This is a genomic window from Clostridium sp. TJA020 (assembly GCF_058310295.1).
On sequence record NZ_JBZEFC010000013.1, the window covers coordinates 1 to 22,779 of the forward strand.

The 22,779-nt window shown below is 26.1% G+C and carries 20 protein-coding genes, 2 tRNA genes and 1 rRNA gene; 4 read left to right on the forward strand and 19 right to left on the reverse strand.

Features of this window, described 5'->3' with window-relative positions:
- Positions 1-548 precede the first annotated feature (548 nt).
- Positions 549-1,226, forward strand: a complete 678-nt coding sequence (locus tag AC4FQ1_RS12765) for a uracil-DNA glycosylase (protein ID WP_491149501.1) — start codon at positions 549-551, stop codon at positions 1,224-1,226.
- A 387-nt stretch (positions 1,227-1,613) separates the two neighbouring features.
- Here the strand turns inward: AC4FQ1_RS12765 and AC4FQ1_RS12770 are convergent, their stop codons facing one another.
- The 4 genes from AC4FQ1_RS12770 to rrf form a co-directional block, all read right to left on the reverse strand.
- On the reverse strand, positions 1,614-1,811 hold the full coding sequence (locus tag AC4FQ1_RS12770; protein ID WP_303131247.1) for a hypothetical protein: 198 nt from the start codon (positions 1,809-1,811) through the stop codon (positions 1,614-1,616).
- Between the two features lie 144 nt (positions 1,812-1,955).
- Positions 1,956-2,567, reverse strand: coding sequence for a copper homeostasis protein CutC (locus tag AC4FQ1_RS12775; RefSeq protein ID WP_491169837.1), 612 nt, complete (start codon positions 2,565-2,567; stop codon positions 1,956-1,958).
- A gap of 63 nt (positions 2,568-2,630) precedes the next feature.
- A tRNA-Phe gene (locus AC4FQ1_RS12780) sits at positions 2,631-2,706 on the reverse strand.
- 6 nt (positions 2,707-2,712) lie between these two features.
- Positions 2,713-2,829, reverse strand: a 5S ribosomal RNA gene (gene rrf / locus AC4FQ1_RS12785).
- 228 nt (positions 2,830-3,057) lie between these two features.
- Here rrf and AC4FQ1_RS12790 point away from each other — a divergent pair.
- On the forward strand, positions 3,058-3,795 hold the full coding sequence (locus AC4FQ1_RS12790) for an NAD-dependent protein deacylase (protein ID WP_491169838.1): 738 nt from the start codon (positions 3,058-3,060) through the stop codon (positions 3,793-3,795).
- 63 nt (positions 3,796-3,858) lie between these two features.
- On the forward strand, positions 3,859-4,308 hold the full coding sequence (locus tag AC4FQ1_RS12795) for a hypothetical protein (protein ID WP_491169839.1): 450 nt from the start codon (positions 3,859-3,861) through the stop codon (positions 4,306-4,308).
- 26 nt (positions 4,309-4,334) lie between these two features.
- Here the strand turns inward: AC4FQ1_RS12795 and AC4FQ1_RS12800 are convergent, their stop codons facing one another.
- The 11 genes from AC4FQ1_RS12800 to AC4FQ1_RS12850 all read right to left on the reverse strand — a co-directional run bounded on the left by AC4FQ1_RS12800 (position 4,335) and on the right by AC4FQ1_RS12850 (position 18,894).
- Positions 4,335-5,270: a CPBP family intramembrane glutamic endopeptidase gene (locus AC4FQ1_RS12800; RefSeq protein WP_303130303.1), complete on the reverse strand. Its 936-nt coding sequence runs from the start codon at positions 5,268-5,270 to the stop codon at positions 4,335-4,337.
- Positions 5,271-5,442: 172 nt separating this feature from the next.
- Complete coding sequence (locus AC4FQ1_RS12805; protein ID WP_491169840.1) at positions 5,443-6,678, reverse strand: competence/damage-inducible protein A; 1,236 nt, start codon at positions 6,676-6,678, stop codon at positions 5,443-5,445.
- 386 nt (positions 6,679-7,064) lie between these two features.
- Positions 7,065-7,688 carry a histidine phosphatase family protein gene (locus AC4FQ1_RS12810; RefSeq protein WP_491169841.1) on the reverse strand — a complete coding sequence of 208 codons (624 nt, stop codon included), beginning with the start codon at positions 7,686-7,688 and terminating at the stop codon, positions 7,065-7,067.
- Between the two features lie 324 nt (positions 7,689-8,012).
- The gene (locus AC4FQ1_RS12815; protein ID WP_491169842.1) at positions 8,013-8,966 is read right to left on the reverse strand and encodes an ROK family protein; all 954 of its coding nucleotides are present in this window, start codon (positions 8,964-8,966) and stop codon (positions 8,013-8,015) included.
- A gap of 132 nt (positions 8,967-9,098) precedes the next feature.
- Complete coding sequence (locus AC4FQ1_RS12820) at positions 9,099-9,335, reverse strand: hypothetical protein (protein ID WP_303130296.1); 237 nt, start codon at positions 9,333-9,335, stop codon at positions 9,099-9,101.
- Positions 9,336-9,472: 137 nt separating this feature from the next.
- Positions 9,473-11,548 (reverse strand): elongation factor G, encoded by a 2,076-nt coding sequence (gene fusA / locus AC4FQ1_RS12825; RefSeq protein ID WP_491169843.1) that lies wholly within the window; start codon positions 11,546-11,548, stop codon positions 9,473-9,475.
- A gap of 140 nt (positions 11,549-11,688) precedes the next feature.
- The gene (locus AC4FQ1_RS12830; protein ID WP_491169844.1) at positions 11,689-12,696 is read right to left on the reverse strand and encodes a hypothetical protein; all 1,008 of its coding nucleotides are present in this window, start codon (positions 12,694-12,696) and stop codon (positions 11,689-11,691) included.
- Between the two features lie 13 nt (positions 12,697-12,709).
- Positions 12,710-13,747 carry a phosphodiester glycosidase family protein gene (locus tag AC4FQ1_RS12835; protein ID WP_303130291.1) on the reverse strand — a complete coding sequence of 346 codons (1,038 nt, stop codon included), beginning with the start codon at positions 13,745-13,747 and terminating at the stop codon, positions 12,710-12,712.
- 188 nt (positions 13,748-13,935) lie between these two features.
- On the reverse strand, positions 13,936-15,735 hold the full coding sequence (locus AC4FQ1_RS12840; protein ID WP_491169845.1) for an LTA synthase family protein: 1,800 nt from the start codon (positions 15,733-15,735) through the stop codon (positions 13,936-13,938).
- A 36-nt stretch (positions 15,736-15,771) separates the two neighbouring features.
- Entirely contained in the window at positions 15,772-17,217 is a 1,446-nt protein-coding gene (locus tag AC4FQ1_RS12845; RefSeq protein WP_491169846.1) for a glycosyltransferase family 39 protein, read from the reverse strand.
- A 141-nt stretch (positions 17,218-17,358) separates the two neighbouring features.
- Positions 17,359-18,894 (reverse strand): AbgT family transporter, encoded by a 1,536-nt coding sequence (locus AC4FQ1_RS12850; protein WP_491169847.1) that lies wholly within the window; start codon positions 18,892-18,894, stop codon positions 17,359-17,361.
- 284 nt (positions 18,895-19,178) lie between these two features.
- On the opposite strand from AC4FQ1_RS12850, the gene AC4FQ1_RS12855 reads away from it, so the two are divergent.
- On the forward strand, positions 19,179-20,564 hold the full coding sequence (locus AC4FQ1_RS12855) for a DUF2334 domain-containing protein (protein ID WP_491169848.1): 1,386 nt from the start codon (positions 19,179-19,181) through the stop codon (positions 20,562-20,564).
- An 82-nt stretch (positions 20,565-20,646) separates the two neighbouring features.
- On the opposite strand, the gene AC4FQ1_RS12860 is transcribed toward AC4FQ1_RS12855, so the two are convergent.
- The 4 genes from AC4FQ1_RS12860 to AC4FQ1_RS12875 form a co-directional block, all read right to left on the reverse strand.
- Positions 20,647-21,102 (reverse strand): VanZ family protein, encoded by a 456-nt coding sequence (locus AC4FQ1_RS12860; protein ID WP_491169849.1) that lies wholly within the window; start codon positions 21,100-21,102, stop codon positions 20,647-20,649.
- Between the two features lie 70 nt (positions 21,103-21,172).
- The gene (locus tag AC4FQ1_RS12865; protein ID WP_303130283.1) at positions 21,173-21,616 is read right to left on the reverse strand and encodes a hypothetical protein; all 444 of its coding nucleotides are present in this window, start codon (positions 21,614-21,616) and stop codon (positions 21,173-21,175) included.
- Positions 21,617-21,738: 122 nt separating this feature from the next.
- On the reverse strand, positions 21,739-21,876 hold the full coding sequence (locus AC4FQ1_RS12870; protein ID WP_303130282.1) for a hypothetical protein: 138 nt from the start codon (positions 21,874-21,876) through the stop codon (positions 21,739-21,741).
- Between the two features lie 769 nt (positions 21,877-22,645).
- A tRNA-Ala gene (locus tag AC4FQ1_RS12875) sits at positions 22,646-22,721 on the reverse strand.
- Between the last annotated feature and the right edge of the window lie 58 nt (positions 22,722-22,779).

The following is a 22,779-nucleotide window of genomic DNA, read 5'->3' on the forward strand; positions in this document are numbered from 1 at the left end:
CGTCCTGAGCCAGGATCAAACTCTCAATAAAAAGTTTAATCTCGCTCTTAAAACTTACTTGTAAAAAGAATTGCTGGTTCTAAATGTATTTCTATATTCTGTTCAATTTTCAAAGACCATTTTATCTCGTCGCCCTCAAGCGACTTGCTTATGATATCATTTTGAAATTTTTTTGTCAACACTTTTTTTAAACATTTTTGTTAAGTTAAAAAGCATTTTAAAACTTTCAAAAGACCTTTAAAATCTTATCACTTAGCTAACTATATGTCAATAAAATTTCTCTCTCAAAATTTTGTTGATATTTCGTTTCCGCATCAGCGACGTGTTTTATAATATCATATAGAACACACCATATATAAATTTAATTTATAATATATTGATATTATCTTCATATTTCTTTTATTTATTCATGTTTTCTTTATATTTTTTATAATGATACTCTAGGTTATGTTTCTTATATTTTTTTAAATATTTTGAATATTATACTTAAAACTCCCCCCTTTTTCAATATTTTTCTATGATATACTCTATTATAAGGCGGTGATTATATGTCTCAAATTTTAAAAAACGATTGGGATAACTTACTAAGGGATGAATTTTCTAAACCTTATTATATTAAAATACGTAAATTTCTTATTCATGAGTATAGAAATAAAACTATATATCCTAATATGTATGATATTTTTAATGCATTACACTTTACTACTTACAAAGATGTTAAAGTTGTTATATTAGGTCAAGACCCTTATCATGGACCTAATCAAGCTCATGGACTTAGTTTTTCCGTTAAGCCTGGTAATAAAATTCCACCTTCATTAGTAAATATTTATAAAGAATTACAATCTGACTTAGGATGCTATGTTCCAAATAATGGGTACTTGAAAAAATGGGCTGATCAAGGTGTATTATTATTGAATACTACCCTTACTGTTGAAGCTGGAAAAGCTAATTCACATCAAAAAATTGGATGGTCAATCTTTACAGATAAAATTATTGAATTATTAAATCAAAAAGATGAACCTATTGTATTTATACTTTGGGGAAATAATGCAATTAAGAAAAAAACTCTTATAACGAATCCTATTCATTATATAATTCAATCAGTTCATCCAAGTCCTCTTTCAGCATCTAGAGGATTCTTTGGAAGCAAACCTTTTTCTAAAACTAATAATTTCTTAGCTAAAATTAATAAAAAACCTATCGATTGGCAAATTGAAAATTTATAAACAAAATATCAGACTTTAAATTATAAAAAAGTAATTTTAAGTCTGATATTTTTTAGTTTAAAATCATATTCATATAGTTTTATAAATTATTTTTACTGTAATATTTTTTAAAATAATTGGGTATGCTTGTTTATTTAAAGCATACCCTTGTATTTCTTAACTATTTCTATTTTACTATATTAATTACTTAATTAATTTTATCTTTTGTTACTAAATCACTTTTATAATTATATTCAAATTTCTTAATAATTTAGTGGTTTCTTTAAAGCAGCATTACATTCTCAATTAATAATTATATTTATATTAAATTAATTATAAAGATTAATAGTACAACTTCAAAATTTATATCTTTTTTTGTAATTACTTTTAATTAGTTAACTTATAGTTCTATTTTTCTGATTTCTTTAACCTTTTAATCATAGAATATATGGAGGTTGATAAAATTCCACACACTCCACCAAGAGAAAAGAACAGTATTACATCTCCAATAAAAATACCAATAAGCATTCCAATTCCAACTCCAAAAGCTATACCTTTTGATACTAATGTAAATTCAGCCTCACTTAAACTAATCTTATCGATCATAAAAACCACTCCAATTCCCATATTCTCATTTTTATTATAGATTATATTTCTTAACAATTCCTTAAGTAAACCTTAAACAAAAATGTATAAACTAAAATAAGTTTATATTTATAAAATATGTCCAAATTGGCTTATTATAATCATTTATTTTACTATTTTACTTCCATGTAATTCTTTTGCATTAGTATAACTTTTTATATAATCTCTATTTTGAGATGTTATACCTCCACCAGGCATTATTATTATTCTATCATTAGCATATTCTATTAATTCTTTTAATTTATCTAAATTATTTGGAGCATTTTCTTCTCCACCTTTTGTTAGTATTCTGTCTATTCCAAGTTCAACTAAAATATCTATTGCTTCTTTTTTATTTTTTATTTCATCAAAGGCCATATGAAAAGTAGTGCTTAAACCTTCAGAGCACTCTTTTAATTCTTTATTTCTTTCTATATCTATAGTTTTATCCTCATTTAGTATTCCAAATACAACTCCATTTACATTTAAACTTTTACAAATTTTTATGTCTTCTTTCATTATCTCAAATTCATCTTTTGAATAATTAAAATCTCCACCTCTTGGTCTTATTATTACATTTACAGGAATTTTTATGTTATTAACTGCTTTTTTTATAGTTCCATAACTTGGAGTAGTTCCTCCTTCTTGAAGGTTATCACATAATTCTATTCTATCTCCACCATCCTTAAATCCTTGTAACGCCTCATTATAATTACCAACACAAACTTCTAATTTCATTCCCTTTCACCTCTTATATTTTTATATAAAAATAAAAGCACTAACTAAATGTTAGTGCTTTCTTGGTGGCTCGAGCAGGAATCGAACCAGCGACACGAGGATTTTCAGTCCTCTGCTCTACCGACTGAGCTATCGAGCCTTACAAACCTAGCAACGTCCTACTCTCCCACACGGTCACCCATGCAGTACCATCGGCGCTATAGAGCTTAACTTTCCTGTTCGGAATGGGAAGGAGTGTTTCCTCTATGCCATCATCACTAGATACAAACATATTATAACTAATATTTAGTTACCTGTCAAAGTTTTTCTGAAATTTATTTCAATAAACTTATTATATTTTAATTGTGTAATAATTTATATATTTTATATTTTTAAATATAATCTAAGAATCTAATTATTAACTCTATTACAATTTAGGTACAAATTTTATTTTTGTCTTTATTTGTGCAATAATTAAAGTATTAAATATTATAGTTTGGAGATGTTTTTTATGGAAAATAAGATTCAAGAACTAACTAATATAATTAAAAATAGCAAAAATATAGTCTTTTTTGGTGGTGCAGGGGTATCCACTGAGTCAGGAATTCCAGATTTTAGATCAGCCGATGGCTTATATAGTAGTAAATATGATCGTAAATTTTCTCCTGAGGAAATCTTAAGCCACAACTTCTTTTATAGTCACACTAATGATTTTTATAAATTCTATAAAGATAAAATGATTTATACAAAGGCAAAACCAAATCCAGCTCACATTGTTTTGGCTCAATTAGAAAAAATGGATAAACTTAAAGCTATTATAACTCAAAATATTGATGGTCTTCATCAAATGGCTGGAAGTAAAAATGTATTTGAACTCCATGGTTCTGTATATAGGAATTATTGTACTAATTGTTATAGAAGTTATGATTTAGATTACATAATAAAATCAAAAGATATTCCTAAATGTGAAAGCTGTGGAGGTATTATAAAACCTGATGTAGTTCTTTATGGGGAAGCTCTTGATAATAATGTTATAAATGGAGCCTTAAATGCAATAAAAAATGCAGATACTTTAATTATTGGTGGAACTTCCTTAGTGGTTTATCCTGCAGCTGGATTTGTAGATTACTTTAGAGGAAAAAACTTAATACTTATAAATAAAAGTTCAACACAATATGATAATAAAGCTAATTTAGTCATAAATGGTTCTATTGGAAAAGTATTAAAATCAGTATTTGATAAATTATAATTTGAATAATTTAATATAATCAAAAATATAATATATCATATAGTACTTTAGAGGTTTAATATTTTGATATATGCATTAATATTAGTAATATCTATTTCTGTTATAGTTTTTTTAATCTTCTCTTACGAAAAAAAATTAAATTTAAGTAGGAAACAACTTATAGTAGCAAACAGTCAAATAAATAAGTTAAAAAAATATGTTCCAAGTCATTATAATGCTAAAGGTGGATTATCTATTAAATTTTCTTATCCTGAAAATAACTTTGGAATAATAAAAGAAAATTCTAAAGTATTTATTTCTCCATTAGATAATTCTTACATTATACAAATCTTAAATGTAAAGATGGAAGTTAAAATACTTGATAAAGCTGAAGTAGGAAAAGATACTTGGTATTATATTTCTCTTCCAATTGATAGCAATATTAATTCTAGAGGGTGGATAAAAAGTACATGCTTTTCTTATCTTTATAGTAATAGCAATAGTGTAATAAACAACTTAAATAATAAAGCTTAGGTGAACTTAAAGTCACCTAAGCTTTATTATTTAATATGAAATATCATAAATATTATATATATAACTATTATAGCTAAAAAAGGTACATCTATAATTCTTTCCCTTGATTCCTCAACCTTAGTATATTTCCTAATTTCAATTAATTTAGAGCTTTCCTTAAAATCACTTCTTTTATCTAATTTTCTAATAACTAAATAAGCTAATATTACACAAATAGCAAATATTATTATAGAACCTTGTAATAAAATTAATTTTTCACTTAATGGAAGAGTTTTTAGTGAAACTTCACTTGTCTGTTCCATATAAGTTGGATTTATTAATGTTATTAATTTTTGCATTGTTATTGATGTTCCATTTAGTATAAAATGCATAATCATAGATGAAAATATGCTACCTGTTATCCTAACTACATAAGCTAATATAAACCCTAATACTGTTGCATATAAAAACTGATTAGCATCTAAATGAAATATTCCAAAAAATAATCCTATTACTAATGCTGATTTAAGCCTATTTTTATCATCATATCCAGATAAAACTATACCCCTTAAAGTTATTTCCTCAGTTATAGCTGGCATAAATGCTATTATTCCCATAAGTATTAAATATGGTGTTCCTGATATTGATGTTATTAAGTTGCCAACATTATTTTCAAAGAAAAATCCACTTATAAGTCCAAAGAAATTCATTATTGGTACACACAAGAAAGCTAGTACTATAACTAAAAATAAATCTTTTATTGGTAATGGATTAAATTTAAATGTTTGTCTTACATTACATTTAGTTACTAATACATATATAATTGCAGGAACTAAGAATAGTAGTATATGGTTTAATACTAAAACAACTCTTACATCACCTATTCCTAACCCCTTATAAATTGGATATGTTATATAAGGCATAACTATTTCTAGTATAAGTATTATTAGAAAATATACATTAGCTCTAAAAACTTTTCTCATATATTTCTCCTTTTTAAATTATTTTTAAGTATATTTTATATAAATTAGGAGATACTAATTATTGAGGCTATTTGCTTCATTAATTAATCGCCTCTCCCCCATTTTATTTATATACATTAAAAATCCCTCTTATGTTTTTAAACAAAGAGGGATTTTTTTATTTTACCCACTTTTATTTTTCTAATATTTCTGTTCTAACTATATTAAGAGCTGTCATGCTAGCTCTATTTCTTACAGAATTTCTATCTCCTGTAAATATATGTTTAAATGATTTAACTTTCCCATCTAAATATATTCCAAAATAAACAAGACCTACTGGCTTCTCATCACTTCCGCCTCCTGGTCCAGCTATACCTGTTGTTGATATTCCAATTCTAGAGCCACATCTTTTTGCTATACCTTCTGCCATTTCTCTTGCTGTTTCATGACTTACAGCTCCAAATTTATCTAATGTTTCTTTTTTTACCTTTAAAGTTCTCATTTTTGCTTCATTAGAATATGTAACAGCACCTTCTAAAAATACTTCAGATACACCTGGATATTCAATAAGTTTTGCTGAAACAAGTCCTCCTGTACATGATTCACTAACCCCAATTGTCATATTTTTATCTATTAACAACTTAGCTACTGTATCTTGAAGAGATGTTTCTCCTGTATTATAAACTGAATTTCCAAGTCTTTTATATATTTCATCTTTTATTGGAACTATCATTTTTCTTGCTTCTTCTTCATTTTGTGCTTTTGCTGTTATTCTAAATATTACTTCACCTTCTTTTGCATAAGGTGCAACTGTAGGATTTATTCCATTATCTATTATATCTTGTAATTTTTCTTCTGCCTTACTTTCTCCAACACCAAAAATTCTTAAAACTTCAGAAATTATTACATCATCAGAATATTTTTTTAAATATTTTTTTACTTCTTCTTTAAACATAATCTCCATTTCTTTTGGAGGTCCTGGCAAAACTATTATAGCTTTATTGTTCTTTTCAAATACAGCACCAGGAGCTGTACCATTGCTATTTTTTAAAATTATAGCTTCTTTTGGGAAATATGCTTGTTTTTCATTGCTTTTAACAAATTCTCTTCCCATTTTATTAAAATATTCTTTTATACTTTTTAAACTTTCTTCATGTAAGCACATTTTCATTCCTAAAAATTCAGAAACTAATTCTTTAGTCATATCATCTTTAGTTGGTCCTAATCCACCTGTAGTTATTATAATATCACTTCTATTAAATGATGTTTCTAAAGCTTTAAGTATTCTTTCTTTGTTATCACCAACTACTTCATGATAATATACATCAAATCCAAGTTCCGCTAACTCTCTTGAAAGATATTGAGCATTAGTATTTAAAATATCTCCCAAAAGTATCTCAGTTCCAACTGCTAGTATCTCACACTTCATAATATCCCTTCTTACTTATAAAATTTATTTTACTTATCATACTTTATTATATTCCATTTTTAAATAAAATAATAAGGTGATAGCAAATTTTTAAAAATTAACTATCACCCTAATTATCATGAGTTAAATATAAATTTTTTATGTTGCTACTCTCAAGTATTGAAAATAATATAAAAAACACTTGAGAGTAGTTTATATAAAAAATTCTTCCTCTCATTACACAGAGTTTATTGCATGGGTATTTTATGAATCTTCTAATTATAAATGTTAGTTGATTCATAAATATGTATGAGAGAAGAGAATTTATTCTCATCCCTTATTTGTAAATTTATCTTCATACAATAATATATGTATTAATTATATTTTTTATTCAATATTTTTAAAATTTACCACCCTTGCTTTTTCTCTTTTATAGTAAAGTGACTTCCGTCATTTTTAAATTCTATATTAAAATTTTCTCCATCTACATTTACCTTAGTTAAAGTTGTTTGACCCATAACTTCGTTATTAACATCCTTATCCTTAAAATAATTCATTATAGCTTTTAAAGTTATACCATGTCCAACTATCAATATAGTTTTTCCTTCATTATCCTTAATTATTTCATCCATAGCTTTACTTACTCTTTCTCTAACCTCAGCTAAAGTTTCTCCATTTGGAGCACGCATGTCAAGATTTCCTTGCATTATTAAATTTATATTCCAATCTGGATTTTCTTTCATAACATCTTCTGTTATTTTTCCTTCAAAATCCCCAAAATTCATTTCTTTTAATCCTTCATGCTTTACTACATCTATTTTTTTATTACCCTTTAAAATAATAGCTGTCTTGTAAGCTCTTTCAATAGGACTTGTGTATATACGCTCAATATTAATATTCTCTAATCTCTTTGAAAGCTCCTCAGCACCTCTTAGACCAGATTCAGTAAGAGGTGAATTTCCATGTCCTTGAAGTCTTTTTTCTATATTCCATTCAGTTTGTCCATGTCTTGTTAAATATACTGTAACCATTTATATTCCCCCATATATTTAAATTTAACTCTTATAAATTTTTACTCAATATGTCTGTATATAAATTTTATCACTTTATCAATATATTTCTATACTTTTCCCAGCATATTTTAATAATAATATTTACTTTTATTTAAATGATATATTATTATTATTTAATTATATAAAATATTATTATTTTCCATAAAAACTTAAATACTTATATAACCTTTTATAGAAAACTTAATTTCGAAAAAGTATTTACACTAAAAATATCTTTAAAAATTTTAATATAAAATAAAAAAACTGAGAATTTAATTCTCAGTTTTTTATATAATTTAAGTTTTAATAATTCTCAAGTTCTAATAAAGCTAATGCAACTGCACCAATAACCCCTGCATCTGTTCCAAGACCAGCTGGTACTATTTCGCAACTTTCTGACATTGCTTTAAAACATCTTTTATTTACAACTTCACGAACTTTTTCAAAAACTATATCTCCAGCTTTTGAAACACCTCCGCCTATAACAACCATTTCTGGATCAAAAATTGAAATAGCGTTTGCTACTCCTATTCCTAAATATGTTAATGCTTCATCTATTATATCTTTAGCTACAGCATCACCTTTTTCAGCTTCTTTAAACACTTCATATGAAGTAACTTTTTCATAATTTCTAAGTGATGTTTCAACTTTACTATTTACAGCCTCTTGTCCTCTTTTACCAATTGCTGTTCCTGATGATAGCGCTTCTAAACAACCAATATTTCCACAACCACATCTTGGTCCAAACGGTGAAACTGTCATATGTCCAATCTCTAAAGCATTTGATGTATTTCCTCTACAAATGTTTCCATCAACTATTGCTCCACCACCTACGCCAGTACTAACTGTGAAGTATACCATATTCTTCTTACCTTTACCTGCTCCAAGCATGTATTCTCCAATTGCTGCTACATTAGCATCATTATCTAAGAATACTGGTACATTGAATTTTTCTACTAATGGTTTAACTAAGTTAAAGTTACTGAATGGTAAGTTTGGAGTAGTTATTATTATTCCTTTTCTTGAATCTAAAGGTCCTGGTGATCCTATACCAATCCCCTTAATTTCTTCTAAAGTAACTTCACCTTCAGCTATAACAGTTTGAATACTTTTTATTATTCTTTCTAAAACTCTTTCTTCACCTTCATGTGCATTTGTAGGTATTATACTTTGTGCTAATACGTTACCTGCTAAATCTGCAAGCGCAGTACTTATTTTTGTTCCACCTAAGTCTACACCAACTACGTAATTTTTCATTACAAACCTCCTAGTATAGTTTCTATAATAATTTATTATTCCATATAAAAATAGGACTTACTATTCTATTTTAATATATTTATAGAAATAATAAAGTCCTTATTTATTATTAAATTAAACAATTTTAAAAATTTATACTTCTTTATGTGCTTTTATCATATAATTTCCGCTACCATCAACCCATTCATTCTCAACAGTAAATCTATTATCTTTAAGCATAGAACTTATTGTACCAACACTTTCCTTGCTTTGTTTATCTATTGATATTGTAAATTTATCATCTTTATCAACTATACATAAATAATCATAAATATTACTATATTCACTTAGTCCAATACTTCCCCTTATATCCATTCGATAATCAGACATTAGAATTTCCTCCAATCTAAGCAAAATAACAATTATTTTGTATAGTTATTATATGTAGTTTTTCTTAATTTATTACAAAATAACCTTAATAAAAGTATTACTGAAAAAATCTCCAGTAATACTTTTATTACTTAATCTTATTTTTCTTTATTTTTATTTTCTATAACTTTTGATGCCTCAATCTGTGGTAACTCCTCATATCTCTCAAATTCCATTGTATAATCTCCTTTAGCTTGAGTTATAGATCTTAAGTCAGTAGAATACTTAAACATTTCTGCCAATGGAACTTCACATACTATTTTTTGAAATTTTCCATATGGCTCCATTCCAATTACTCGTCCTCTTTTTTTATTTATATCCCCAATAACATCTCCCATATATTCATCAGGTATTAATATTGATACTTTCATTATTGGTTCTAATAATATTGGTTTTGCTGACTCTAATCCCTTTTTATATGCTATTGATGCAGCTATTTTAAATGCCATTTCTGATGAATCTACGGGATGATAAGAACCATCATAAAGTGTTGCTTTAAGTCCTATTACTGGGTATCCCGCAAGAACACCATGTTTTATACAGTCTCTTAACCCCTTTTCAACTGCTGGTATAAAGTTTCTTGGAACAGCACCACCTACAACTTTATCTACAAACTCTAAATCATCAACTCCATCATGTCTTCTTTCAAATTTTATTTTTACATCTCCATATTGACCATGTCCACCTGATTGCTTCTTATGTTTTCCTTGAACATCAGAAATACCTTTAACAGTTTCTCTATACGGAACTTTAGGCTCTCTTAACAAAACATCAACACCAAATTTATTTTTTATTTTACATGCTATAACCTCTAAATGTGTTTCTCCAATACCCAATACTATAAGCTCAGCATTTTCTATATCCCTTGTTACTTTAAAAGTTGGATCTTCTTCCATTAATTTATTTAGAGCAATAGATATTTTTTCTTCATCACCTTTAGGTTTTGGTAATATTGCCATAGCCATTTTTGCATCTGGAAAATTTAATTTATCGTACTTAACTTTAAAATTAAAATCAGCAAGGGTATCCCCTGTTTCTGTGAATTGTAATTTAGAAACTGCGCCTATATCTCCTGCTATAATTTTATTAGTTTGAATCTGATTTTTTCCCCTTAAAAAAAATAAATTAGTTATTTTTTCTTTCTTACCCCTATTTACATTAATAATTTGCATATCATTTTCTATACTACCAGTAATAACTTTAAATAAAGATATTTTACCTACAAAAGGATCTGCTATAGTTTTAAATACTAAAGCTGAAAATGGTAATTCATCTGTGATAGATAAATAACTTTCTCCTTTATCTTCTATTGTAGCTTTTTGTGCCAATGAAACTTTAGGTGATGGAAAACATTCAACTATATTATCTAAAAATAAACTCATCCCTATTCCATTTAATGAACTTCCACACATTACAGGAGCTATATCACCATTAATACATCCCTTTTTTAATCCTTTATAAAGTTCCTCATCACTTAAACTGCCTTCTGTAAAATACTTATCTAATAACTCTTCATCACTTTCAGCAACTGCCTCAGTAATCATTTCTTTACATTTATTAACTTTATCTATAAGATTTAATGGAATTTCTTTTTCTTCCATTTTTCTAATTTTTTTATTATATATAAACGCTTTCTTTGATATTACATTTATAACACCTAAGAAATCTGATTCATTTCCTATTGGATATTGAATTGGTACAACACTTATACCAAATTTATCTTTAAGATTTTCAAGAGTTTTATCAAAGCTTGAATTTTCCCTATCTAATTTATTTATAAAAAATGCTCTAGGTAATTTTATCTTATTACAATAATCCCAAGCCTTCTCTGTTCCTACTTGAACACCAGATACTCCACAAACAACTATAGTTGCAATATCTGATGCTCTCATCCCCTCTATACTTTCACCTACAAAATCAAAATATCCAGGTATATCAATTAAATTTATCTTTTTATTTTTCCATTCTAAAGGCTCTATTGATAAGGAAAGTGATATACCTCTTCTCCTCTCTTCATCCTCAAAATCTGATACTGTATTTCCATCTTCAATTTTGCCTCTTCTAGTTATAACTTTCCCATCATATAATAATCCTTCAACTAAAGAAGTTTTTCCTGATGAACCGTGACCTATAAAACCAACATTTCTAATATCTTCAACATTATAATTTTCCATATTTTACAATCCACCCACCCTTATAAACTCTCTTAATAATTTTTATGAAAGTTTTTTAGTATTTAGAATTGATATATGAAAACTAACTCAGTTAATCTAATAAAAAAATAAGAGCTGAAAAAAACTTCAGCTCTTATTTTTTATTTTGGATATTGTGTTTTATAATATCTTCCATTTACTATACTTGATATACCATTATTATAGAAACTTAAAAACTTTCCTTCATACTTCACTTGGCTTCCTGTTCCTATATTAGTTATAGTTTTATTTAAATTATTATTTATAAATATGGTTCCAGTTCCATCTATAAATATATCCTTAGCATCTACAGGTTCTTTTAATTGTACTTTTTGAGATTTAGATTCTACATTATCTAAATCTTTTTTAAGTATTTTATGGACCTTATTATCAATAATTTCTCCTAAATAAAGAATTCCTTCTTCATCTATTCCAAGTATTTTTAATTTTCCTGAAGTATTTATTGCTATTCTCTCATTAGGCTGAGTTACATGAATTATACTTCCGTTATTAGCCATATATACTAATCTATCTTTAGTTGGTATTAATCCAACTTCACCTATATTTCTAACTACGGTAGGTACACGTACAGCTGCTGTTTGATTTATATCAATTCTATAAATCATATTTCCAACTCTTACATATGTAACTCCAGTTATAGTTGAAGCTTTTATATTAAATGTCTTATAAGCTTTGCTATATCTACATATATCGACTATCTTTTCATTAACATTCTTTTCTGGATTATAATTACAAAGAATTATTTGATTATCTTCAACCTCTAAAGTTAATAACATATTTCTGTCTTCTAGCCATACAGATTTTAATATATTTCCAGAATTTATAGTTTCTAATTGTTTAACTTCACCACTATCAGTATCACATACATTTAATATAAATCCCATGTAATAACTTATATATTTTCCATCATATGAAACTTTTATATCTTTAGCATCACTTGGTATATTAACATGTATAATCTCTTTTTTCTGCTGAGATCCTATTACTACCTTTTCCATACTTACATCAGTATTATCTTTAAAATAAAACTTGTCCAAAAAGAACAGTACTGAGCATTGTAGTATAAGTGATACTGAAATCCAAGCTAATATTATTTTTACTTTTCTCATACCTTCTCCTTTGTTATTTTACTATTATTGAAGAAGCAATATATCTTTCTCCAAGTCCATTAGACACATTGTTAATAACTTTTCCATCTAGATACATAGTAGATGATTTTCCTCCATCTAAATTAATTGCTGTAACACATTCACCCTTTGTAAGCATAAGTGATTGTAATTCTGTTATAGTGCAACCAATTCCATCTACTAAACTTCTTCCATCAATAACCATCATAACTATTGAGCCATCAGCTCTCTGTCCAATTGCTGTTCTTGGTGCTATTCCTCCTGCTCCAGCAGCTCCATCTAATGAAGTAGGCACACCATCTTTAATAAGTGCTGGTTTAAAACTAACTGCTTCTTGTGCATCTAAATTCTTAAGTTCATTTAAACTATATTTACCAACTAACATTTTTCCTTCTTTTGTTATAGCCATACACTCAGTTTTAGTATTATCTGTTTTCATATCAGAGAATACTAATTTTCCATTAGAAATTATAACACCTGTTGGAGTTCCTCCATTACCAGTCCAATTTGAACTACTAGAAGTATCAATAAAAGCACCACCATTTATGGCTGCTACTGCATTATTATCCTTTGCCATTTCAGATGTAGTTTCACCTTTTTTTCCAGTATACTTTGTACTTACAACATGGACTCTTTTAGGATCTTTTACAACTAACATATATCCATTATATTTTGTATTCTCAAATTTATATAGTTCCATCTCTTTATTGTTAGATGCATTAACATTAACAACTGAACCGTTTTGAGCTGTTAAATTATTATTTGAACCATCTGTTGAATTCATTATTTCATTTATTTTTTCTTTAGACAAAAACATTGTTGCTAAATATTGGTGATTAAAACTAGTCATTGCTGATCCAACATAAATTCTTTTTGCATTATCAAAAGGACCATAAAGTAATACAAAAGGTGCTGTAATAGCAGTAAATACTATTTCAAAAACTAAAAACGCTAAGATCCTTGTCCACTTTTTTGAAGCTTTTTTTTGGGTCTTTTTATTGTTCTTTTTTTGATTTTTTCTTTTGTCTTCCATTCAAACTCTCCTAATTTTTATTAAATTCTCTACCATTAAATACTAAACAACTTTTAGTTAGTAGAAACATTAACTAACTTTAATATTATATTTAATATTATCAAATATAACAATAAATTAACGAATTTTTTAATAATAAATTTAAAGAAAAAAGGGAAAAATCTAGTTTTTTCCCCTTTTCTTTTTATTTAATTCACCAATTTTTTAGTTTCAAAATATTTATTTTTTATAATATAATCTGCTATAGTATAAGCTTTTTCTAATCTTTTTCTTTCCTCTTCTGTAGGATTTCCAACAATTTTATTCCCTTTTATTACTGTAGAATTCCTATTTGTATTTAATAAATTTCTTCCCATAAATATATTTTCTTTAACATCTATTCCTAATAAATATAATACTGTTGGAACTATGTCAGTCTGTCCTCCAGCTACGCTTATTGTTTTTCCCTCTATACCTTTTCCATAAATGAATAGTGGTATCTTATAGTCTCTCTCTTTCCACCAATCTCCTTCTAGTGGTACATTTTGAATTTCATCGTTATAGTATTTATGAACTCCACCATGATCACCATAAATAACAAGAACTGTATCATTTAATAAACCTAACCTTTCAAGCTTATCTATAAAAAATCCTATCTGCTTATCTGTATAGTGAACACTTTGAAAATAACCTCCAAGTTTTGTATCGTCAATATTCTTTGGTAATTTAAGCTCTCTATACTTATCTGGTAAATCAAAAGGTCCATGACTAGATAACGTAGGTATAGTGGAAAAAAATGGCTCTTTCAATGTTTTAAGCTTATCTGCATATTGATTTAAAAAAGAATGATCTGATAGTCCCATTCCAAAAATATCATCTAATTTATATGAATCAATATCCCACATATCTTGATAACCTAAAGCATTACTATGTGCTTCTGACCAATTCCAATCACTAGCCCTCTCTGCATGAGTTGAAATTGTAGTATATCCATTTTCATTTAATATTCTAGGTAATGATTTATATTTAACATCTGCATGTGTTAAAAATGTTATACTATCCCCTAATGTTAAAAGCCCTGTATTTGCCATCATATCACAATCTATACTATTTCCTGCATTATTTTGTTCATATATATTATCAAAATAAAAGGACTTCTTCATAAGTTTATCTAAGTTTGGGGTTATTTCTTGTCCTAACACCTTTTTACCTATAACAAAATTTTCTAATGATTCAATCTGTAAAAACACAACATTTTTACCCTTAAATATTCCTTTATATTTATTATCAGGAAGTTTTTTATTATTCCAAGCAAGCCAATCATCAACTTGTTTAATTTCATCTTTATTACCCTGGAAATTTTTCTTTTCTATTGCTCTAATTGCTTCATATAAATGATATCCAATAGGTGACTGATTTTGAGCCATTATAAATGGAGACCATTCTACACTCATAAATTTTACTCTACCTTTAGTAATATCTTTAATATCAATTAAATAATGAGTTATATATATTGTTAGTATGCATAATATAACTCCTAAAATAGATAACTTTATATTTCTTTTGCAATTTAATATATTCTTTATTTTAACTCTTATATAAATTAATATCGGTATATCTATTAAAAATAATAAATCTAGTTTATTAGGATTTATTAAACTTTCATGCATTGGATTAAACATATCCTTAAATAAGATGTGTCTAAGTCCTAAATAATTTCTACTAGCTCTATAATACCAAATATCAGCTATTAGTATTAATGAATATACTATATCTACTATTATTAAATATGTTATTTGTCTTTTTCCTTTAAAAAATAGTGATATAAAAATTAAAATACCTATAAAAGCTAATTGAGCTAAAATCAATTCTTTTTCTATTTTAAAACCAGAAAAAGTTTTTCCTGTATTTGATGATCCAATACCAATAAATATTATACTTTTTATAACTAATATTATAAGTATTAAACCCTTTATTAAAGTACCTATATTTAATCTTTTTTCTTTCATTATCTTTTATTCACCCAATTTTATTTATTTTTTACTTTAGCTTCTTTTAAATACTTTTCCTGTTAACTCAATTCCAGACATAGCCATTATAATAAATACAAAACTCACAATGTAAGCATATCTTGATTGATTTTCTGTAATTAAATAAAATAGTCCATATCCACAAAATATTATATAAAATAAATTAATTCCAGAATATTTCCTATATCTTTTTTTATTAAATAATCCAATAAAAACCAACACCATAATTATAGAAGATATAATTTGTATTGCAAATTTCCCACCATAACTAAAATTTATTAAAATATCATCATCTTTAATATTATTTTGTGACCAGAATACACCACTTAAATCCCCATCTATCCATTGAGTAGTATATTTATCTAAATAAAACTTTCCTATTTGAGCAGGTTTAGCATTTTTAAATCTTTCAATAATTATATTAGTACATACTTCTTTAATTTTATCTTCATCAAAATTATATTTTTCAGGTATTATAGTATCTTCTAAATTCCATCTTCCTCCATATTCCATATTAGTTCCTTTTAATATGTTAGTTATTGCCGGCTCTCTACCTTTCCATAAATGATTTTCTGTTACTTTATAAAGTTTAAGTGTAGAACTTGCTATAGCAAGAATTAATACAAAAGATACTAATATCATAAAAATTGATCTTATCTTTTCTTTGAATTTAAAATCTGTATATATAACTATATACATAATAAAAGCTATTATTGTAACAGTTGCAACCATTCTAAATAAATTTCCAACAGATAAAAGTGCCCCAGATACAATAAACATAGATATATGTAATTTTTTCTTACACACTAAAATAAAAATGTATATACTTGCTAAGTAAAATGGTATAGCTATATTTTCTGTACAAAATACCCCAGTATATGTTACAAAAGGTGGGAAAATAGTCGCAATTAAAGCACCTATTAATCCATATTCATTTTTTTCAAATACTAATTTAACTATTAAATATATTAAATAAATTACAATTAATCCCATAATTAAATTTACAACTTTCATAGCTAAAAGAGCATTAGTAAAAAACTTAAGCATAAATGCCATATAAATAACCATAATTGTTAAATGTGGAAATCTTGCTATATATTCTGTTCCCCACATCATACTGTAATTTCCTTTTATTACTTCCTTTGCAGTTTCATAAATAGTATTAAAATCTGATACTGGAACAGTTTTTACATTAATAAGCCATAAAATTCTTATCAAAGCTCCAAAACTTAAAATAATTAATATTTTAAATTTATTACTAATTGCTTTACTTTTTAATAAAAAATAAGCTAAAAAAATAAATATAACTAGTAAACTAAATGATATTATCATTGCTATATCAAATTTGTTTTTATAAATACCTATATAACCTATAGATGCTAAAAGCAATATAAAAATTAATGGTTTAAGTGCAATAGTTACAAAACTAGTAAATCCATCTCTAAACCTTTTTAATTCCATATATAGTCCTCCTAATTTTTATATATTATAAATAACTTAATATTTATAAATAACAAATATAATTTTAACATATTTAAAACCAAAAGAAAGCAAGTAAGAAGTTAAAAATTCTTACTTGCTGTATTATTTTTATATAATTATCTAAATATACAATCCAGCACCTGGTCCAAGTGGTAAACCTAATAAGAACCATGCTATTAATAGTATTGTCCAACATATTAAAAATGCTATTGAATATGGAACCATAGTTGATATAAGTGTTCCTATTCCTGTGTCTTCATCATATACTTCTGCAAATGCTACTATTAAAGCAAAATATGTCATAAGAGGTGAAATTATATTTGTACTTGAATCACCAATTCTATATGCCATTTGAACAAGTTCTGGTGAATAGTGCATTCTCATAAACATAGGTACAAATACAGGTGCCATTATAGCCCATTTTGCTGATGCAGATCCCATAAATAAATTTATAAATGCTGAAACTGCTATAAATCCTAATATTAAAGGAACTCCACCTATACCTGTATTTTGTAAGAAATCTGCTCCCTTAACAGCAATTATAGTTCCTATATTTGTATAACCAAAGTATGCAACAAATTGTGCTGCAAAGAATACTAAAACTATATATCCTCCCATAGAAGACATACTTTTACTCATAAGATGAACAACTTGTTTATCATCTTTAATATCACCTTTACCTATTCCAAAAGCTATTCCTGGAATAAGGAATCCCATAGATATAATTGCAACCATAGAGTTCATAAAAGGTGATTTTAATATTTCTCCTGTTTCAGGATTTCTAAGTGGTCCCCATTCTGGAATAACAAGTAACCCCATAACTATTACAAATAATATTAATGCTATTAATGCAAATTTAAGACCTCTTTTTTCCTCTTTTGAAATTCCATTAATCTCCTCAACTTGATTTTTACCTTTATAAGGTCCAAGTCTTGGCTCAACAACTTTTTCAGTTATTATAGTTCCAACTACAGTAATTAATACAGTTGATGCTATTAAGAAAAACCAGTTTGAAGCTATGTTAACTTCATATCCTGCTTGCACCATTTTTGCAGATTCTGTTGTTATACCTGCAAGTAATGCATCAGTTGGTCCAAAAATAATATTTGCACTAAATCCTCCAGATACACCAGCAAATGCAGCTGCAATACCTGCAAGAGGATGTCTTTTAAAACTTAAAAATACAACTGCACCAAGAGGTATTAATATAACATACCCTGCATCTGATGCAATATTTGATATTACTCCAGCAAAAACAACAACTACAGTTATTAAACTCTTAGGCGTACTAGTAACTAACTTCTTTAATAAAGTTCCTATAAGTCCTGTACCTTCTGCAACCCCAACTCCTAAAAGAGCAACTAAAACGGTTCCAAGCGGTGCAAAACTTGTAAAGTTTGAAACTGCACTTTCAAACATATATCTAATTCCTTCTGAAGTTAATAATGATTTAATAGATACAGTTAATTCTTTTATTTCGTTAGTGGCTCTATCAAGTCCTGTATATGTAACACTAACCCCCATATTAGCTAATAAAGCTGAAAGAAGTACTATCATTCCACATAAGATTACGAATATAGTAGCTGGATGAGGTAATTTATTTCCAACACGTTCTACCATATTCAAGAAACCTTTCTTTTTAATTTTTTGTTCCATTCATATACCCCCTTATATAATTCCAAATCACACGTCCTTTATAAATAAACATATGTTTTCAATATGTGTACATTATATAACATTTATGTTAACTTATCAACCTTTTTGTGAATTTTTATTGAATTATTCTTTTAAATATACGCTAATTTTACAAATATTAATTATAACTATGTAAAAATTAGAGAATAAATATAAATCATAATTGTTTTCACTACATTAATAAACATATTGTATATATCATGTTAAAATATATTTATTAACCAATTAATTAAGGAGATTATATTATGAATAATCTAAGAAAAAATAAAAAATTTAAAAAGATAGTATTATGCTCTATATTGACTATATTCACTATAGCAGTACTTTATGGAATAACATTTTACTTTAGCTTTTTTCAAGGTAAAACTTATGTACAAGATGGAATAGTTAAAAGTAAAATTAAACCTATAAGCTACGAATCTATATACAAAGAAAAAGTATCACTAGATACTTGCAAAGTACTAAAAGTTAATAATGTAAAGATATCTATTTTAGGAAAAGAGATTCCTAAAGATGTACCAATTTTACTTAGAGGTCAAAGATATTATCTACCTTTAAACTATTTACGAAAAATATTAAATTATAAAGAGATTAATAATAATGAACTAACTTTAACGAATTACAGTAATACAATAATACTATCTGAAAAACAAGCAATTATAAACAATAAAAGATATAATTTAAGAGGTTGGCTTTTAGATTATGAAAAAAATTATTATTTATCACTATCTGATATAGAGTATTTATTTTCACTTACTTCTGTATTTGATTTTAAAAATAAAACAGTAAACTTATTAAAATCAAACTTAAAAAAAGTAAATACAACTGAATCACATTTAAAAGATGGACCAGCTGCTTTAATAAGACTAGAAGATTTTTCTTCTGGTGGAGCCTTATATGAAGATATTAATCAAACTAAGTTAAAAGCATTGGGAGATTATTTATACAGTAATAAAATAAGATTTCATATAGCTTGGGTTCCTAGATATAAAGACCCATCTAATAAAATTGATAATGACTTATTAATTGATAATACTATTAATAATGTAGGATTTATAAATCTAATTGATTACTTAATAAACAGTGGTGCTGAGGTTGGTTTACATGGCTATACTCATCAGTATGGAAATAGTACTAGCCTATCAGGAATTGAACTATCTAATAAATTTAATAATAATGAAAAATTAACTAGAGATGTTATTGAAAATGGTTTATTTACAGCTAATAAACTTAATATCCCAGTTTACTTTTTTGAAAGCCCACACTATCAAGCTACAAGAAAGCAAAAGAAAATAATTGAAGAATACTTCAAATATTTATTTGAACCATATAGTGTACTGTACTATACAGCTTTAAAAGAAACTTCTAAAGGTAATGTCTATATACCAGCACCTTTAGGTTATGTTAAAAATAGAGACACTTCTTCTATAACAAAAAGATTAAAAAATCCATCACCAAATTTATTAGCAGCATTATTTTATCATCCAGTATTAGAGCTTCAATATATATCATTTAGTGATAATAAAAATACTTTTAATTGGATTTTATCAAAAGATTCATTAATGAAATCAATAGTATCATCTTTAAATGAAAATGGATATTCAACAATACATGTAACAGATATAAAGTAGAAATAAGTCTATAATTTAAATTTTTATTACTTAAAATTATAATAATTTAAATTGTTTTATATGGAAATAAAAAAGAGCAAAACTATTTAAATTTTGCTCTTTTTTTTAAAATTTTATTTACCAAGAAAACTAAAATTGATGCAATAAAAGCTCCAGAAGTATCTATTAAAACATCAGTAAATCTCCCCGCTCTACCTTCTACAAAAAGCTGATGAAATTCGTCTGTTGATGCATATAGAAAACATAATATTATTGATAAAACTAAAGCTTTATTTTTATTAATATAAAATCTTAATAAATTAAAATACAATAAGCTTAGTATTAAATATTCACTAAAGTGTGCACCCTTTCTTATTATTGTAATTGCCAAATCAATATAAATATTATTTATATCTATACCTAAATTTTTTATCAAATTTAATACAAAATCACTTTGTTCATTTGATATATTAGCAGGTTGATTAGACATATAAAATATAAATATCATCCATGCAATAACCAAGATCCATGATAATATTCTTTTAAACTTAATCTTCATTTACCTTAATATTCTCCTGTATATATATTTATTTAATTATACTATACAGAAAACACTCATGTAAATTTGATTACCTATCCTCTAATATATACTTATTTATATAAGCTAATGATTCTTCTAAAATACTTTGCCCTCTCTCTATATCCTCCACTTTTATATTTAAATTACATAACCTTTGATCTATAGTATGAAGTTGTTGTTTTATTTCCTGCATAAGCTTTGTATCATAAGTTATCTGAATACCATCAGGGTCTACAAATATTCTCTCTGGCGGATCTCCACATTCAGAGCACTTAGCATAAATTTTATTATTATTTATATTTCTAAATAACTTAAAAGTATCATTTTTACATGATTCACATGTTGATAAAAGTTCATATCCGTCATTTCCTGTATCATATAAATATTCACTTTCACATTCCCTACATGTTGCTTTAATTTTATTATCTATAGTTTCAATAAAAAATTTATTTCCACAGCACCCCTCTTTATGACATACAACCGTTCTGATCATTTTATCATCTCCCCACCTAAAACTTACCTTACTAAATAAATTATATTAATTGACTAAATAATTTATTCTAAAAAAAGAAATCTAACAATATTAGTTAGATTTCTGATAATATATTAATTAATTTATAAACTATTTATTTCTTTTTCAACTTCTTTAATTTTATCATCTATACAAGAAGTTTTTTTTCCCGCTAAAATCAATTCACGCTTCTCTAATTTTAATTGTTTAAGATGCTCCTTTAATTCTTCTATATTTGTCAACCAAAACACTCCCCATCATAACTTTAAAAGATTATTATATACTATACTTATTTATCTATATTATATTACTATAATCTTTTAATCACACCCTGTAAACGTAATCAAAAATAATATATTTATCTATAGAATAATTATATATAATAGTAGGCAAGTTGTACATAAGTAACTTTAGTGATATTTTTTCATTTTCCTACATTTTGCACTTAATATCTTAGAATTTTTATGATTATTTTATTATTTATATTATATTTTATAAAATATTTTTTTATGATGTTTCTTATTAGATACTTTATCTAAACTCTAATAAACTTTGTAAAATCAATATTATAAATTAATTCTTTATAATACTAATTAGTTATATTTTATCATATCCTTTAAATGTTTATTATTTACTAACACATTTATTAAGAACTAAAATTTAATTTTTTCATATATATTTTTTTCATATATATTTACTTGCTACTTTTAAAAATTTACTATATTTATTTTAATTAATTGTATTATTTATCATATCTTACCTATAATTTTGTAGAACATTCTATAACAACTAAAACTACATTTTTATATTCTAAAATATTTATTTGTATTAAAAAATAAATTTTCTTATTAAAATCAAATAAAAGCCTATTTTAATTTATCTTTAATTTATCAAAAAATATTTTTCTTACAATCTAAAGTCCATTTAATTATAATTTCATAATTAGTAACTCTTATCAAGTATAAAAACAAAAAAAAGTCATGAACAATAGTTCATGACTTTCCACCTATTTGGTGGAGATAAGGAGATTCGAACTCCTGACCCCCTGCGTGCAAGGCAGGTGCTCTCCCAGCTGAGCTATACCCCCAAAATGGTGGACCTTCAGGGACTCGAACCCCGGACCTACCGGTTATGAGCCGGTTGCT